Consider the following 14,862-nt stretch of genomic DNA (forward strand, 5'->3'; position numbering starts at 1 on the left):
TTTATTCCAGCGCGTTGGCCATCTGCTGTAGCCAGGCATCTACGCCAGTGCTCGGTACGTTCAGCTGACGGTAGGTCGCTGTTGCAACGGGATAGCCGCCGACGTCTTCCTGGCTGTTCACGAAGCCACCTTTCCGCTGTTTGAAATTCTCCACGATACGTTTATCAACGGCATCACGATCTTTAGGGCGTGCGCCTGCGCCTTGCAGTACCTGATTGGTGACGGCGCTAGCCGGTGATGCCGTTAAGCCTGCTGGCCAAATAGGGGACACTTTGAGTAAATTAATCCCGCTGCCTGACGTTTGCGGTGCCGCTTTTCCCTGAGCATCGTACGCGAGGTTATCTGACATCCAGACATCGCCGGAGCTGTTGCTTCCTACCAATCCTAAACCTGCTTTGGTATTTGCGCCGTAGTGCATCACGTTACCCGCAACGGAGACGCGTGGGCTGGCGGGCATGGTTTTCCCTTCCCACTCTCCTTTTACTCCACCGACGCGAACGCCCCAAATGCCGGGGTTGTAGATCAGGTTATTGACCATGACACCCGTAGAACCTGCTTTAAACCAAGCATTGCGCTCGTTGTTGTGCGCATACAGGCTGCCCACGATCGATACGTCGGTCACGTTATCGTGAACCAGCGTCCCCATCGAGTGAATACCTTTGGTGTGAGCCGAATCGTATAGGCCTTCAGCAACGATATTATTCGAAAGTGTGATGCGGTGTGCGGTGCCCTGCGGTCCGTCATAGCGTGGGCCGGAAATTGACAGGTTTTCGTCCGTACCCCAGGCGAAACTAGAGTGGTCGATCACGACGTTGTAGGCATCTTTGCCGTTGATGGAAACATCGCGTTCAAAGCCGCTTTTTTTACCCGTCCCAGCATCGCCGATGCGAAAACGAATATGCTGCATGAGCACATCATGTGTGCTGATCCCCATTCCGCCACGAATGATCGTAATACCGGGAGAGGGGGCGGTTTGGCCAGCGATGGTGACAAATGGCTCGCTTAATCTAAGGTCACTTTTATTCAGGTCGATAATGCCGCCAACCTCAAAAACGATAATGCGCGGACCTTTGGCAGCCAGCGCTTCCCTGAGTGAACCTGCTCCAGAAGATGCCAGCGTGGTGACGCGAATAATGCGTCCACCGCTGCCTGCTACGGTATCCGCTCCGAATCCTTTCAACTCTGGTGCAGCCGGTGTGGCGGCGCTCGCCATCGGTATGCCAACACTAAACACTAAGCCGGTGCTGAACAGTGCGGCGAACAGAAGAGAACGTTTCATTTCATTTCCTTGAATATTAACGATAAAAATGAGCGAGCCCTTAGGGCTCGCTCAGGCGCGGCCCGAACGATAAACCGACGGGCGTTAAGCTCGCTTGCAGGCTCCGGTTAGCACAGAACAATGAGGGTCGGAGCCTGAAGCCCGCTTATTTACCTTTCATGCTTTGCACATCGCAACTAGTTGCAATTTGCTGCCGTCAGCACAGCAAGATTTTTGTTCACGCCAGCATAGTTCGCCAGTTTGTCCTTCACGCACTGTGCCGAAACCGGAGAGTAGCTGTAAGGAACAGAAGCGAATGTGCCAGTGCTTTTCCAGTCTTCCGCATTCACGTAGGGCTTGGCATCTTTATCCCAGGTGATGTTGTATTTAGCGAAGTCGGCTGGGCTCATGACGTTGTTATTACGCAGCTCCCAGGTACCGAAGTTGGAACCGTCGTAACGTGAGGTCACCGGGTTTTTCGCATTCTCGAACCAGTTACGTTCGATCAGCGCAATCCCTTTCTGACGCACGTTCAGGCCAGAACTGGTGATGCCGGTATACAGGTTGTTGTACGCATGAACCTGGCCGCCACGTTGCAGCGGGAGGCGAGCGTTAACGTCGTCGTAAATATTGTGATGGTAAGTCAGGTCACGGCCCGTATCGCTGCTGCTGAAGCCGCTCAGCCCCACTTTTTTGATGCCATGAATGTAGTTGTACGAAATGGTCACGTTGGTCGAGGCTTTCTTAATATCAATCGCGGATTCGAATGTCGTGTCACCGTCTTTTGTACCTGCGCATTCAAAGTTTTTCGCGAAGATTTCGTTGTGGTCAATCCAGACGTTCGGCGTGTTGTCGATACGAATCGCATCGCCGTCTTGCGCGCCGCCCGGCATGTAACCAAAGCGCATATTACGGATGACGATATCGGATGATTTTGTCAGCCAGATCCCGAAGTTGGCGGACGATCCATTGGTTCCGATGATGGTAATCCCTTTGGTGAATTCTTTGATTTCTACACCTCGGGCATCCTTACTCCACTGGCCGCAGATGTTGGCCTCAGCGGCTTTGATCAGCGCGTCTTCATTACCGTTATAGGTGATGACAAGCGGGTAAGCGCCACCTTTCACTTTCTTGCCATTGGAATCCAGCTTCGCGGCTTCGATGATATCAATAATATCTTGCATGGAGCGTGCTGTTTTTTTCACGGCACCGGCAACGTCACCACCGTCAGTGGTGGCATAACCCCCCGTATTTGCCGCCATCGTTGGTTGGGCCGCAAGCAATAACAGCCCAGCGGCTGCAGAAGGCAGTAGATATTTCATTAGGGTACTCTCCTTGGAATAGAATTTTTGTTTGGGCATTTATGATCCACATAACCCAGATTATATTATTTTGGTGTTTCAATAAAAATGGAATCAAGGTTTATTGAAATCCCAATTAATTCTTACCATAAAAGTAAAAGAATTCAATATTTCAATATTAAATATATGGATTGAATAATGACGTAAATCCAAAAGATTAATAAGTGACTATTTTAAATGATAATATTTTTTTCATTTTTTCTAAAATCAAGATGTCGGAAGTTTTATGAAAAATAAAATTATATTTCGTTTTATTACTCGTTGTTGGATGCGATTTGATAGAGGTGATAATTGTGAGCGACATCAATAAATAAGTAAAATTTCCTCGTTGAGATGATGGTGTCAGAAATAGTTGATGCCGATCAAATTATTAATTAATCACGTGTTGATGGACTGTTGTTATTTCTATCGGTTAATCATTAATTAAAGGGGAGGTATTAATAAATCAAGCTATTAATTCATATTATAAATAATTAGCTTGGTATTTAATGTATGCATATTTTTTAGGAATGCATATCCACTCTCATGCGTAGGTTCCATAAAAAACGAGCGAGCTCTTAGAGCTCGCTCGGATAGAACCATGTCTTAGCGCGAAGAGTCATGGCCGCGGAACATTCAGGCTTATTGCTTCCTGTCTTGATTCGACAGAGAAAGCCTGACCACGTTTATTTGCAGTTAGCCGCTGTCAGTACTGCCAGGTTTTTGCCTACGCCAGCATAGTTTGCCAGTTTATCCTTCACACACTGTGCAGAAACTGGGGTGTACTTATAGGAGATGGCAGGGAACTTACCAGTACTCTTCCAGTCATCTGCATTGATGTGAGGAGAGGAAGGTTTGCCCCAGGTGATTTTGTATTTAGCAAAATCAGATGGGCTGGTAATGTTGTTGCTACGGAGTTCCCAAGTACCGAAGTTGGAACTGTCGTTACGTGCTGTCACTGGGTTGAGCGCATTTTCGAACCAGTTGCTTTCAATCAGCGCGATCCCTTTCTGACGCACGTTAAAGCCTGAACCGGTGATGCCGTCATACAGGTTGTTGTACGCGTGAACCAGACCACCACGCTGCAGCGGCAGACGTGAGTTAACATCGCGATAGATATTGTGATGGTAAGTCAGGTTACGACCCGTATCTGTATTGCTTGCGCCGCTCAGGCCAACTTTCTTGATGCCATGAATATAGTTGTAGGATACCGTGACGTTAGTTGACCCTTTCTTGATATCAATCGCTGATTCAAAGGTGGTGTCATTGTCTGGCGTACCTTTACACTCAAAGTTCTTGGCAAAGATCTCGTTGTGGTCGATCCAGACGTTCGGTGAGTTATCGATACGAATGGCATCGCCGTCTTGCGCGCCGCCCGGCATATAGCCAAAGCGCATGTTACGTACCACGACGTTAGAAGAATTCACGATCCAAACACCGAAGTTGGCAGATGAGCCATTGGTGCCCTGAATCGTAATGCCTTTAGTGAACTCTTTGATTTGTACGCCGCGAGCGTCTTTGCTCCACTGGCCGCAGATATTCTTTTCAGCCGCTTTGATTAATGAATCTTCATTACCGTTATAGGTGATGATGAGCGGGTAAGCACCGCCTTTGACTTTCTTGCCTTTTGAATCCACTTGTGCGGCTTCAATAATATCCACAATTTCTTTCATAGAACGTGCCGTTTTTTTCACGGCACCGGACACTTCTCCACCATCCGTAGTGGCATAGCCGCCCGTATTTGCGGCCATTGCGGGTTGAGCCGCGAGTAATAGCAATCCAGCAGCTGCTGTAGGCAATAGGTATTTCATTATCACTGTCTCCTTGGAATAGAATTTTCATGGGCATTTATCGATCCCTATGCCCGATGTAACAGGTACAAATTTTTCAACAAAAATGAATTTCAATTTTGGTGAAAAACCAAGGGGAGTGTGGTCAAAAAATAAGTTCAGTTCAAGGGTGAAATGTTAAATGTATTAATGATGAAACATTCTGTAACACCAATGATTAAAGTAGATGGATTTTATAGGAAATTATTTTCTTTTAAAATTTAGTAAAATCAATAAATTAATTTTTATTTGAGAATAAATAAAAACTGGTTTCTATATTGATTTTACGATTTCAAGGCCATGCTTTTGTAATAAAAATTGCGAATGGTGTGAAAAATACGTCTTAAGTAAAAATATAGTACCACATGGCTATTCAATTTTTCTTATATCGTTAATTGATTTTATTGCTCTGCCCATTTGTTGGTGAAATAAATCATCCGTTAATTAAATGATAATCTCGCTTAGGAAAAGCCCAGCGCATCATAATGAATACGCTGGGCTTAAGCTTTTCTTCAGGCTTACCCGCGATATCACCTGTCGAGGAAGCCTAAACGCGTTTATTTACAGTTAGCTGCTGTCAGTACCGCTAGGTTTTTACCTACGCCGGCATAGCTTGCCAGTTTATCCTTCACGCACTGTGCTGAAACAGGAGAGTAGCTATATGGGACAGCTGGGAACTTGCCAGTACTCTTCCAGTCATCCGCATTGATGTGCGGTGTGGATGGTTTACCCCAGGTGATGTTGTATTTAGCAAAATCAGATGGGCTGGCAATGTTGTTGTTACGCAGCTCCCAGGTACCGAAATTGGAATCGTCGTTACGTGCTGTTACTGGGTTGAGTGCATTTTCGAACCAGTTGCTTTCGATCAGCGCAATCCCTTTCTGACGAACGTTAAAGCCTGAACTTTTGATACCGTCATACAGGTTGTTATAAGCATGCACTTTACCACCACGTTGCAGCGGCAGACGTGAGTTAACATCGCTGTAAATATTGTGGTGGTAAGTCAGGTCGCGACCCGTATCCGTATTGCTTGAACCGCTCAACCCCACTTTTTTCACGCCATGGATATAGTTGTAGGATACCGTGACGTTGGTGGCACCTTTTTTGATATCGACAGCCGATTCAAAAGTGGTGTCGTTGTCTGGCGTCCCAGCACATTCGAAGTTCTTGGCGAAGATCTCGTTGTGATCGATCCAAACGTTCGGCGTGTTATCAATACGGATGGCATCGCCGTCTTTTGCGCCGCCCGGCATATAGCCGAAGCGCATGTTACGTACGATAACGTTGGAAGAGTTAACCATCCAGATACCGAAGTTAGCGGAAGAACCGTTGGTTCCGAGGATAGTGATCCCTTTGGTGAACTCTTTGATTTCCACACCGCGTGGATCTTTGCTCCACTGGCCGCAGATGTTAGCTTCGGCGGCTTTGATTAGCGCATCTTCATTACCGTTATAGGTAATCACGAGTGGGTAGGCCCCACCTTTTACCGCTTTACCGCTTGAGTCCTTTTTCGCAGCCTCAATGATATCGACGATCTCTTGCAGAGAACGCGCAGTTTTTTTCACAGCACCAGAAACGTCGCCGCCGTCAGTGGTGGCATAACCCCCCGTATTTGCTGCCATTGTCGGTTGGGCAGCGAGCAGCAACAGGCCAGCTGCTGCAGAAGGCAGTAGGTATTTCATTATGTACTCTCCTTGACATAGAATTTTTTTGGGTATTTATCACTACACACCCTGTGTAATTTAAAAAGGCCATTTCAACAAAAATGAAATTAAGGTTTGTCTATAAAGCCAAGCTAAGTGTTAACAGAAAAAATAAACAATACAAGATGGGGCGTTAAATATATTAATTAAATAACAGAGGACAGTTGAGAGGATTTGTGTCTATCTATTTTAAATAGAAACCAATTTCTATTTAAATCATTTTAATTCATGGTGTTATGTTTTTTTATCTTTGTTTTTTCAATCTGGATTCTTTATTTTTCATCCATTTGATATGCGTGATTTATTCGCTTGTTGAGAAATTGTGATCGCCATCAAAAATATTACTTTAAAGCTAATTTTCTTAGCTTTCCTGCCTTTTTAAAAAACTGAGTTAATTCATAGACGGTTTTTGTTTATTATTTTTTTTGTTAAAAATAATTTCAAAGTAATCGTTTTCTATATTGAATCTAATAAATAATACCTATTAATAAAGATGGTGGTTGCGGAAATAAATGATTAATTACCTATATAATTATTATCTTGCTAATTTTATGTTCTGACATCGCGTAAACACATAGCCCCGATTTTCCTCTGTCTGCAGAGAAGTTGTACCGCTGAATATTGTCGCTCACTGCTGTGAAGCGCTAAGAAAAAACTAAAAAATAGAGAAGCTATCGATGGGCCGCAGACGTTGAACTGCATAAATATTTTTCGCCACATATTTTTTGTTGACAAGGTATGTTTTTCTTGACTGTTAAATGTGTGAGGGGTAGCGTTATTAGAATGCATGAAAGCCATTTTCAGATACGCCACTAGGATCGTAAGATGTTCATCTCAGATAAAAAGATCGCAGAAAATTTAATTGAAAAATCAATTGTTCTTATCGAGCAAATCAAAGAAGAATTAGTCGTGCTGAAAAGCTCTTTGCCTCAGGAGGAATATGAAAAGTGTCGGCATATTGCTGGGCACTTAATTTATACGTTAACGGGTAAGGTTATAAATGATATTTCAATTGATCATCCAGATTTAAAACCAGATGGCTTCACGGTTTATGTTAATAAGGATGTCAATCTGTAGATTATTTGTCAAGTGGTTGGTTTTTTTGTAAAAATTATGATTTCCCTAAGTTTTATTGGCTATGGAAATATAAATCCAAGAGTTAAAAATATTAATTAACATACCTTTAAAGGATTGAGTTGTGTTGAACGTATCCCCTCCGATGGCATTAATTATATTGTTATTATCATGTTTTTTATTTTCTGGTAACGCAATTAGCTCAGATAGCAAACCACTTTCTATCGATTTTTTAAAAGGAAAGATAAATTTTATAGAAAGAAACAATTCTTGTATTGTTAAAAATAGAAAAATTAATAAAATTTTCATTAACGAGAAATATTCACTATCCGAAACTGATAGATGTATAGCCGAATGTTCATACCTATTAGATATACCTGGTGATTATGGAAGTTCAAACTTTCATAGTTGCCTTTCACAATGTAAAGGACAGATTCCGTTGTGTGACTTCTGATTTTTATTTTTATGTAAATAAAATATAAATCTGGTGATTTAATATTATTTTTTATTGATTTTTTATTTTGTTAATTATTAATTATTAATTAATGTTGCTAATTTTTATTAATGATTTTAAAAGGATGATATAAGTCATGGCTTCATACGAGATAAAGATTTCAGGGTCTGGTGGCATGCATACAATAACATGCAGTGATGATACCTATATACTTGATGCTGCTGAGGAGGCTGGAATAGATCTTCCCTATAGCTGTCGGGCTGGGGCCTGTTCATCATGCGCGTGTAAGGTGATATCTGGGGAATATGATGATAGTGACCAGTCTTTCCTCAATGATTCCCAAAGGGGAACGTATATATTGTCTTGTGTTACGTACCCTTCATCAGATATGACAATAACTTCCCATGTTGAGGATGAGCTGGTTGACTCGGAGTGCTGAATAATGATTAGCAGAAGAAATTTTATTTTATCTAGTGTAGCACTTAGTCTGTGCGGTCTGACATATCGTGCCAATAGTGAACCCAATGGAAAATCTATAATAATAAATGCAGCATTAATTAATAACAGGGATGACATTAATGAACGTCTGGATAAATTTATATTTAAAAAAGGTCAATGCAATTCCGTTAAATCAACGCAGCAGGATGCTGTAAAAGTTATTATTAATGTTATCAGTAAGTCTACAATGGAACCTTTAACCGGAAGCAGAGTTGGCTTATGCCTTTCAGATGCTTTCAAAGCGAAAGGGAAAGTTGCTTCTGCGAATCAGAGTTGTAATGTCACGTGGGCCGAAATTAGAGATGAAGCGCCTGTCGAGTTCACAACCTACATTCCTAAGTTGTCGTTAAAAGGCAAGAAAGTTATGAATCCTATGGATATTATTATTCGAAGTGAAAATAAATTTGGCGTCTATCGGTTTAATTTCCCTCTGGATTATCTATCATCAATCGGTGTATTCCAGTCTAGCGCGAAAGAAGCGGTAACGACTAAGACTCTGACAGATGTAGCTATCGAGCTATATGGGAAAAAGCCAGAGAACTCAGTTGCTGAGCTAAGGCCTGAATATGTTGATGGTTTTTATCATGTACCAGTAACCTTTATCCTGGATGATGCTTAACGATCGTTCATGATTGTGCTCGTTACTTGAATCAATATCGAACCACACCAGAGATTCCGCGATGTTTTCAAATTTCCTTCGGAATCTCTGCCTCCTATCATCTGCCCCCTAGATTTAGACAGCATTAATCTCTTGTCATCATGCTAATCACGTATACAGGTACAATAGCCTGTGTTACACCCGCTTATGAAAAACGCATCGACATAATTTTCAGGTATTATTGCGGGTATCAAAAGTAGGATGAATTAAAATAACCAATGTCTATCAATATATTAAGTCAATATGCTGCTAATTATCGATAACTACGACTCCTTTACCTACAACCTTTACCAATACTTTTGTGAGCTTGGCGCACAGGTCGTGGTGAAGCGTAATGATGAACTGACGCTGCGCGAGATTGAACGGCTTGCGCCTGAGCGATTGGTCATTTCACCTGGCCCTTGTACGCCGGATGAGGCGGGCATTTCACTGGCTGCTATCCGTCACTTTGCCGATAAACTGCCTATTCTGGGTGTGTGTCTTGGCCATCAGGCGATGGGGCAGGCATTCGGCGCGCGTGTGGTGCGAGCACGGCAGGTCATGCACGGGAAAACCTCAGCGATTGCGCATAGCGATACGGGGGTGTTCGCAGGGCTAGCCCTGCCTTTGACGGTCACCCGCTATCATTCGCTCATTATTGATTCAGCATCGCTACCCGATTGCTTTGAGATCACAGCCTGGAGCGAACATGAAGGAAAGCGTGATGAGATTATGGGGATTCGCCATCGCGCATTGCCGCTGGAAGGGGTGCAATTTCACCCAGAGAGCATTCTTAGCCAGCAAGGGCATCAGATTTTGGATAATTTCCTTAAAATTTAGCCATATAGAAAGTTATTCTCTTCAGTAGCTGATTTAATATTGCCTGAAATTGATTTTTTATGCATATTTATTGACTATATTTTCATTTCGATATGATGGACAGCAGAGTGAGGCAGCAAATGGCAGCAGAGCAGAAAGCAGTGACGCGGGACACTCACGATAAAGTGATTTTGCCGGTTTATGCACCCGCGAAGTTTGTACCTGTGAAAGGTAAAGGGAGCCGTGTCTGGGATCAGGAGGGCCGAGAGTATATCGATTTCTCCGGTGGCATCGCGGTTACGGCGCTCGGTCACTGCCATCCCGCATTGGTCAACGCGTTGCAGCAGCAGGGCGAAAAGCTGTGGCATACCAGCAATATTTTTACCAATGAACCTGCGCTACGTCTCGCCAGCAAACTGATCGATGCCACTTTTGCCGATCGCGTGTTCTTTGTTAACTCTGGCGCAGAGGCTAATGAAGCGGCGTTTAAGCTGGCGCGCCACTATGCGGTTAAACGCCATAGCCCGTATAAAACCAAGATTATTGCTTTCTACAATGCGTTTCATGGCCGTACGCTGTTCACCGTTTCAGTTGGCGGACAGCCTAAATATGCCGATGGTTTCGGGCCTAAGCCTGCTGACATTGTTCATGTTCCCTTCAACGATCTGGCGGCGGTTAAAGCGGTAATGGACGATCACACCTGTGCGGTCGTGCTGGAGCCCATTCAAGGTGAGGGCGGTATTACGCCTGCAACGCCTGAGTTTTTACAGGGCGTTCGCGATCTGTGCGATCAGCACAAGGCGCTGCTAGTGTTTGATGAAGTGCAGAGCGGGATGGGGCGTACCGGTAAATTATTCAGCTACATGCACTACGGTATTACGCCGGATATTCTCACAACGGCTAAAGCATTGGGCGGTGGGTTCCCGATTAGCGCGATGCTGACGACGGAAGAGATCGCATCGGCTATGACGGTTGGGGTACATGGCACGACCTATGGCGGCAACCCGTTGGCCTGCGCGGTGGCGGAAGCCGCGCTGGATATCATCAACACGCCGGAAGTGCTGTCAGGCGTAGCGGATCGTCACGATCGCTTTGTCAGTGAACTTGAGAAAATCAACCGACAGTATGGTGTATTTGAGCAGGTCCGCGGTATGGGACTGTTACTGGGGGCTGAGCTGAGATCGCAATGGCATGGTCGCGCCGGCGAGTTCCTGGCTGCCGCAACGGCTCAGGGGCTGATGGTGTTGATGGCAGGGCCAAACGTTATCCGCTTTGTACCGTCGTTGATCATTGATGAAAACGATATCGCACAGGGGATGGATAAATTCGCCAACGCTGTTGTGCAGGTCGTTAATGGCTAGCTAACGCAACGAACTGAGTGCGCATTGACAAGATCAATGTAATAAAAAAGCGTGAGGCAGAGGCTTCACGCTTTTTTGTTGGTAGGGTACAGCGGCAGGGGTCAGCGAGTGCCGTAAACGACAATCGTTTTACCGTGCGCAGAGATCAGGTTCTGGTCTTCTAACATTTTCAGAATGCGACCCACGGTTTCACGCGAGCAGCCAACGATTTGCCCAATTTCCTGACGGGTAATTTTAATTTGCATGCCATCTGGATGCGTCATGGCATCAGGTTGTTTGGCCAGGTTGAGTAGGGTTTGGGCAATACGGCCGGTCACATCAAGGAAGGCGAGGTTGCCGACTTTCTCAGAGGTAACCTGAAGTCTGCTTGCCATTTGTGCAGACAGACGCATGAGAATATCCGGGTTAACCTGGATGAGCTGGCGGAATTTTTTATAGGAAATTTCAGCCACTTCACAGGCGGTTTTTGCCCGAACCCAGGCACTGCGTTCCTGACCTTCTTCAAACAGGCCGAGCTCGCCGATAAAATCGCCCTGATTGAGGTAGGAGAGGATCATTTCCTTGCCTTCTTCATCTTTGATTAGCACTGCGACAGAGCCTTTCACGATGTAGTAAAGCGTTTCTGCTTTTTCACCTTGGTGAATCAGCGTGCTCTTCGATGGATACTTGTGGATATGACAATGGGAAAGGAACCATTCGAGAGTTGGGTCTGTTTGCGGTTTGCCGAGAACCATTCGCTATCATCCTCTGTTGTAATTCACTGCGCAAATTACAGGGGTCAGAGTTCCCTGTACGGCGTGTTTAACTGCTAAAAAAATAAAATTCAGTCTAGGCAGAATGACGTCAGGGAATATACTGGAACCACTATACCCTTGATTTTTCGGTTGCTGCCTTGCCGCACCGTAAACGTGGCCGAGTATGTCTGGCTACGTCATCTTCTTCGTTTCTGGGGTTGTCCAGAAAAGGTCTATTCTATTTTCGTTTTAACACAGCTTGAAGGATGTGTCTTGTGTTGTCTCGCTTCAGCATGACAAAGTGCTGATTAACGCTGGTTTTTGTATAGTAACGATATAAGTTTTCAAAAAATTTTTAGTGGAGAGACATCATGCAGGCTCGGGTAAAATGGGTTGAAGGCTTAACGTTTTTGGGCGAATCCGCATCAGGGCATCAGATATTGATGGACGGCAATTCTGGCGATAAAGCGCCCAGTCCGATGGAAATGGTATTGATGTCCGTGGGAGGATGCAGCGCGATTGACGTGGTGTCGATTCTGCAAAAAGGTCGCAACGATGTGGCTGATTGTGAGGTGAAATTAACGTCAGAGCGCCGGTCTGACGCGCCGCGTTTATTTACCCACATCAATCTGCATTTTATCGTGACGGGAAAAGGACTGACTGACAAAGCTGTCGAACGAGCTGTCGCCCTGTCGGCGGAAAAGTACTGTTCTGTGGCACTGATGCTGGGCAAAGCCGTTGAGGTGACGCACAGCCACGAAATCAGAGTGCTGCAATAACCTATTTTTCAGGGCACGATGCTGCCGTGCCCAGTTTGGATTATTCGATCGTTTTCCCTTCTATCAGCCGCTGCACCAGCGGTGCCATGATTAACTCCATTGCCAGCCCCATTTTCCCGCCAGGAACGACCAACGTGTTGATATGGGAAATAAACGATCCCTGCAACATGGCGAGCAGATAGGGGTAATCAATATTGTCCAACCCCTGAAAATGAATGACGACGAAGCTTTCATCCAGTGACGGAATCGACTTGGCAGCGAATGGATTGGAGGTGTCTACGGTTGGCACGCGCTGGAAGTTGATGTGTGTGCGAGAAAACTGTGGCGTGATATAGGTGATGTAGTCTTCCATCGAGCGAACGACGGAATCCATCACCGCTTCACGCGAGTGGCCACGTTCATTGACATCACGAATCAGTTTTTGAATCCACTCCAGGTTGACGATCGGCACCACGCCGACGAGCAAATCGACATGCTGTGCCACATCGTTTTGCTCGGTGACGACGCCGCCGTGCAGCCCTTCATAGAACAAGATATCGGTGGGTTCCGGCATGGGGTCCCACGGCGTGAATGTTCCCGGAACTTGATTATAGGGAATCGCTTCATCATAGGTATGAAGGTATTTACGCGTCTGACCGCGTCCGTGCAGGCCATATTCGGTAAACGATTGTTCCAGCAGATTGAAGTCATTTGCTTCTGGGCCGAAATAGCTGATGTGGCGACCTAAATCACGCGCTTTGCGAATCGCCATGTCCATTTCAGGGCGCGTATAGCGGTGGAAACTGTCTCCTTCCAACTGGGCGGCACGCAGGTCGAACTGCTGGAAAATCTTACGGAAGGCCAGACTGGTTGTCGTGGTTCCCGCTCCGCTGGAACCAGTAACCGCAATAATCGGATGCTGATGTGACATAAGGTGCATGACTCCGTGATCGCGAGGCTCGCACAGATCGAAGGCCTGTGCGTATCCTCAGAAAAGACGTAATTGTCATCATTGTTAGCATGTTTGGCGCGTTCTTTCACGATTTTCGCCATGCTCAATAAGGGGCATGCCCTCCTGTATTGAGCTGGTTGCGTGACATAATATTGAGGGTTTCATGTAACTCAGACCACACCAACACCACTTCGCCAAATTGGAGCTGGCTGCGGATATCTTCTACTTTCTGCGCCAGCGAACGTTCCTGTTCGCCGTAATCGGTGCCTTCCCGCAGGACGAAAGATTCGATGATGCTATCCAGTGTTTCTGGATCGAGCTGTTGCCAGGGAATAATCACGCTATTCCTCCTGAATGAAAAGATCCCGAAGAAAAAGAATCGGTGGCATGGTCCAAAAATGGGCTAAGCCAATTGGGAATGCGCTGTTCCAGCCACATTTCCGGTTTCAGCAACGTTCCTCCGACGAAGCCGACATGCCCACCATGTTCCGTCAGCTGATACTCAATATTAGACGGTAACTGCGACAGATCGGGAATCACCTCAGACGTCATGAAGGGATCGTCCTTCGCGTGGATGATCAGCAGCGGTTTGCGTATTTGAGGCAACAGCGGTAGGGCACTACAGCGTCGATAGTAGTCATCTGCATCGCGAAAGCCGTGGATACGTGAAGTGATGACATCATCAAATTCTCGCAGTTGGCGTATTCGCTTCAACTGCGGCAACTGAATTGGCAATGTGTCTGGGTACGCTGCCAGTTTACGGCCAGCGTTTTGTTTCAACAGGCGTAGCAGGTAGTGCTGATAGACACAGGAAAAGCCTTGCTCCATCCGGCGGCTACAGGGTTCGAGCATCAGTGGTGCGGAAACAATGACGGCGGCGGACAGGGAACAGGCTTCGCCCTGCTGGCCAAGCAAGTAGGCCAGCATGTTGCCGCCGAGAGACACGCCGATGGCGGCGGTAGGCGCATCGCCCAGCGTCTCTTGCATCCAGTACAGGAAATAGCTGGCATCGCTGGTTTCGCCGGAATGATAAATACGCTTCATGCGGTTAGGTTTGCCGCTGCACCCGCGAAAATGCATGATGACGGCCAGCCAGCCGCGCTGTTTGCAGGCGTGCAGCAGGCCGTGGGCGTAGGGGCTATGAAAACTGCCTTCCAGCCCGTGAAACAGCACCACGCGTGGTTTGTGCCGCGCCTGTTCAGGTGCTTCGCTCCACGCCAGATCGACGAAATCGCCGTCTGGTAATTCCAGTGACTGCCAGACTGGTGAGAATTGCGCATGACGGCGGATCAGTCGCGGTAATAGCGTTTGCAGATGTGGGTTATGGGCGCCGCTCAGCGGACGAAAGTGATTATGCATAAAGGATATGGAAATCTTGTTGTCGACTCTTGTACGATCAATATCACACTGTTAGCTTCAATGCTGCCAGTTGGTACGATATTTGG

14 protein-coding genes are annotated in these 14,862 nt (G+C 46.0%); 6 read left to right on the forward strand and 8 right to left on the reverse strand.

What is annotated here, in order from left to right:
* Position 1: 1 nt before the first annotated feature.
* The 4 genes from pelZ to pelA form a co-directional block, all read right to left on the reverse strand.
* Positions 2–1,279, reverse strand: coding sequence for a pectate lyase PelZ (gene pelZ, locus K7X24_RS09985; RefSeq protein WP_224554633.1), 1,278 nt, complete (start codon positions 1,277–1,279; stop codon positions 2–4).
* A gap of 176 nt (positions 1,280–1,455) precedes the next feature.
* Complete coding sequence (gene pelC / locus K7X24_RS09990; protein WP_224554635.1) at positions 1,456–2,580, reverse strand: pectate lyase PelC; 1,125 nt, start codon at positions 2,578–2,580, stop codon at positions 1,456–1,458.
* 704 nt (positions 2,581–3,284) lie between these two features.
* On the reverse strand, positions 3,285–4,409 hold the full coding sequence (gene pelB, locus K7X24_RS09995; protein ID WP_224554637.1) for a pectate lyase PelB: 1,125 nt from the start codon (positions 4,407–4,409) through the stop codon (positions 3,285–3,287).
* A 575-nt stretch (positions 4,410–4,984) separates the two neighbouring features.
* Positions 4,985–6,109, reverse strand: coding sequence for a pectate lyase PelA (gene pelA, locus K7X24_RS10000; protein WP_224554640.1), 1,125 nt, complete (start codon positions 6,107–6,109; stop codon positions 4,985–4,987).
* An 846-nt stretch (positions 6,110–6,955) separates the two neighbouring features.
* Here pelA and K7X24_RS10005 point away from each other — a divergent pair.
* From K7X24_RS10005 to K7X24_RS10025, 5 genes are all read left to right on the forward strand, one after another.
* Positions 6,956–7,207, forward strand: coding sequence for a hypothetical protein (locus tag K7X24_RS10005; protein WP_224554642.1), 252 nt, complete (start codon positions 6,956–6,958; stop codon positions 7,205–7,207).
* A gap of 587 nt (positions 7,208–7,794) precedes the next feature.
* Complete coding sequence (locus K7X24_RS10010) at positions 7,795–8,097, forward strand: 2Fe-2S iron-sulfur cluster-binding protein (RefSeq protein ID WP_224554644.1); 303 nt, start codon at positions 7,795–7,797, stop codon at positions 8,095–8,097.
* A 3-nt stretch (positions 8,098–8,100) separates the two neighbouring features.
* Positions 8,101–8,775, forward strand: coding sequence for a hypothetical protein (locus tag K7X24_RS10015; protein ID WP_224554646.1), 675 nt, complete (start codon positions 8,101–8,103; stop codon positions 8,773–8,775).
* 282 nt (positions 8,776–9,057) lie between these two features.
* On the forward strand, positions 9,058–9,633 hold the full coding sequence (locus K7X24_RS10020) for an aminodeoxychorismate synthase component II (protein ID WP_224554648.1): 576 nt from the start codon (positions 9,058–9,060) through the stop codon (positions 9,631–9,633).
* Between the two features lie 119 nt (positions 9,634–9,752).
* Entirely contained in the window at positions 9,753–10,973 is a 1,221-nt protein-coding gene (locus tag K7X24_RS10025) for an aspartate aminotransferase family protein (RefSeq protein ID WP_224554650.1), read from the forward strand.
* Between the two features lie 101 nt (positions 10,974–11,074).
* Here the strand turns inward: K7X24_RS10025 and crp are convergent, their stop codons facing one another.
* The gene (gene crp / locus K7X24_RS10030; protein WP_004090925.1) at positions 11,075–11,707 is read right to left on the reverse strand and encodes a cAMP-activated global transcriptional regulator CRP; all 633 of its coding nucleotides are present in this window, start codon (positions 11,705–11,707) and stop codon (positions 11,075–11,077) included.
* Between the two features lie 371 nt (positions 11,708–12,078).
* Here crp and K7X24_RS10035 point away from each other — a divergent pair, with 371 nt between their 5' ends.
* Complete coding sequence (locus K7X24_RS10035) at positions 12,079–12,486, forward strand: OsmC family protein (RefSeq protein WP_224554651.1); 408 nt, start codon at positions 12,079–12,081, stop codon at positions 12,484–12,486.
* Between the two features lie 40 nt (positions 12,487–12,526).
* Here K7X24_RS10035 and K7X24_RS10040 read toward each other — a convergent pair whose 3' ends face one another.
* From K7X24_RS10040 to K7X24_RS10050, 3 genes are all read right to left on the reverse strand, one after another.
* Complete coding sequence (locus K7X24_RS10040) at positions 12,527–13,396, reverse strand: phosphoribulokinase (RefSeq protein ID WP_224554652.1); 870 nt, start codon at positions 13,394–13,396, stop codon at positions 12,527–12,529.
* 124 nt (positions 13,397–13,520) lie between these two features.
* A complete protein-coding gene (locus K7X24_RS10045) occupies positions 13,521–13,757 on the reverse strand; it encodes a YheU family protein (protein ID WP_224554653.1) in 237 nt (78 codons plus the stop codon).
* Positions 13,754–14,776 (reverse strand): hydrolase, encoded by a 1,023-nt coding sequence (locus K7X24_RS10050; protein ID WP_224554654.1) that lies wholly within the window; start codon positions 14,774–14,776, stop codon positions 13,754–13,756. Before K7X24_RS10050 ends, K7X24_RS10045 begins: the two co-directional genes overlap by 4 nt.
* Positions 14,777–14,862 lie beyond the last annotated feature (86 nt).

Source organism: Pectobacterium versatile, assembly GCF_020166435.1.
Taxonomy (GTDB): domain Bacteria; phylum Pseudomonadota; class Gammaproteobacteria; order Enterobacterales; family Enterobacteriaceae; genus Pectobacterium; species Pectobacterium versatile.

Excerpts from the sequence above, each read along its gene's own strand:
- pelZ (WP_224554633.1), bottom strand. The coding sequence starts at position 1,279 with ATGAAACGTTCTCTTCTGTTCGCCGCACTGTTCAGCACCGGCTTAGTG.
- pelC (WP_224554635.1), bottom strand. The coding sequence starts at position 2,580 with ATGAAATATCTACTGCCTTCTGCAGCCGCTGGGCTGTTATTGCTTGCG.
- pelB (WP_224554637.1), bottom strand. The coding sequence starts at position 4,409 with ATGAAATACCTATTGCCTACAGCAGCTGCTGGATTGCTATTACTCGCG.
- pelA (WP_224554640.1), bottom strand. The coding sequence starts at position 6,109 with ATGAAATACCTACTGCCTTCTGCAGCAGCTGGCCTGTTGCTGCTCGCT.
- K7X24_RS10005 (WP_224554642.1), top strand. The coding sequence starts at position 6,956 with ATGTTCATCTCAGATAAAAAGATCGCAGAAAATTTAATTGAAAAATCA.
- K7X24_RS10010 (WP_224554644.1), top strand. The coding sequence starts at position 7,795 with ATGGCTTCATACGAGATAAAGATTTCAGGGTCTGGTGGCATGCATACA.
- K7X24_RS10015 (WP_224554646.1), top strand. The coding sequence starts at position 8,101 with ATGATTAGCAGAAGAAATTTTATTTTATCTAGTGTAGCACTTAGTCTG.
- K7X24_RS10020 (WP_224554648.1), top strand. The coding sequence starts at position 9,058 with ATGCTGCTAATTATCGATAACTACGACTCCTTTACCTACAACCTTTAC.
- K7X24_RS10025 (WP_224554650.1), top strand. The coding sequence starts at position 9,753 with ATGGCAGCAGAGCAGAAAGCAGTGACGCGGGACACTCACGATAAAGTG.
- crp (WP_004090925.1), bottom strand. The coding sequence starts at position 11,707 with ATGGTTCTCGGCAAACCGCAAACAGACCCAACTCTCGAATGGTTCCTT.
- K7X24_RS10035 (WP_224554651.1), top strand. The coding sequence starts at position 12,079 with ATGCAGGCTCGGGTAAAATGGGTTGAAGGCTTAACGTTTTTGGGCGAA.
- K7X24_RS10040 (WP_224554652.1), bottom strand. The coding sequence starts at position 13,396 with ATGTCACATCAGCATCCGATTATTGCGGTTACTGGTTCCAGCGGAGCG.
- K7X24_RS10050 (WP_224554654.1), bottom strand. The coding sequence starts at position 14,776 with ATGCATAATCACTTTCGTCCGCTGAGCGGCGCCCATAACCCACATCTG.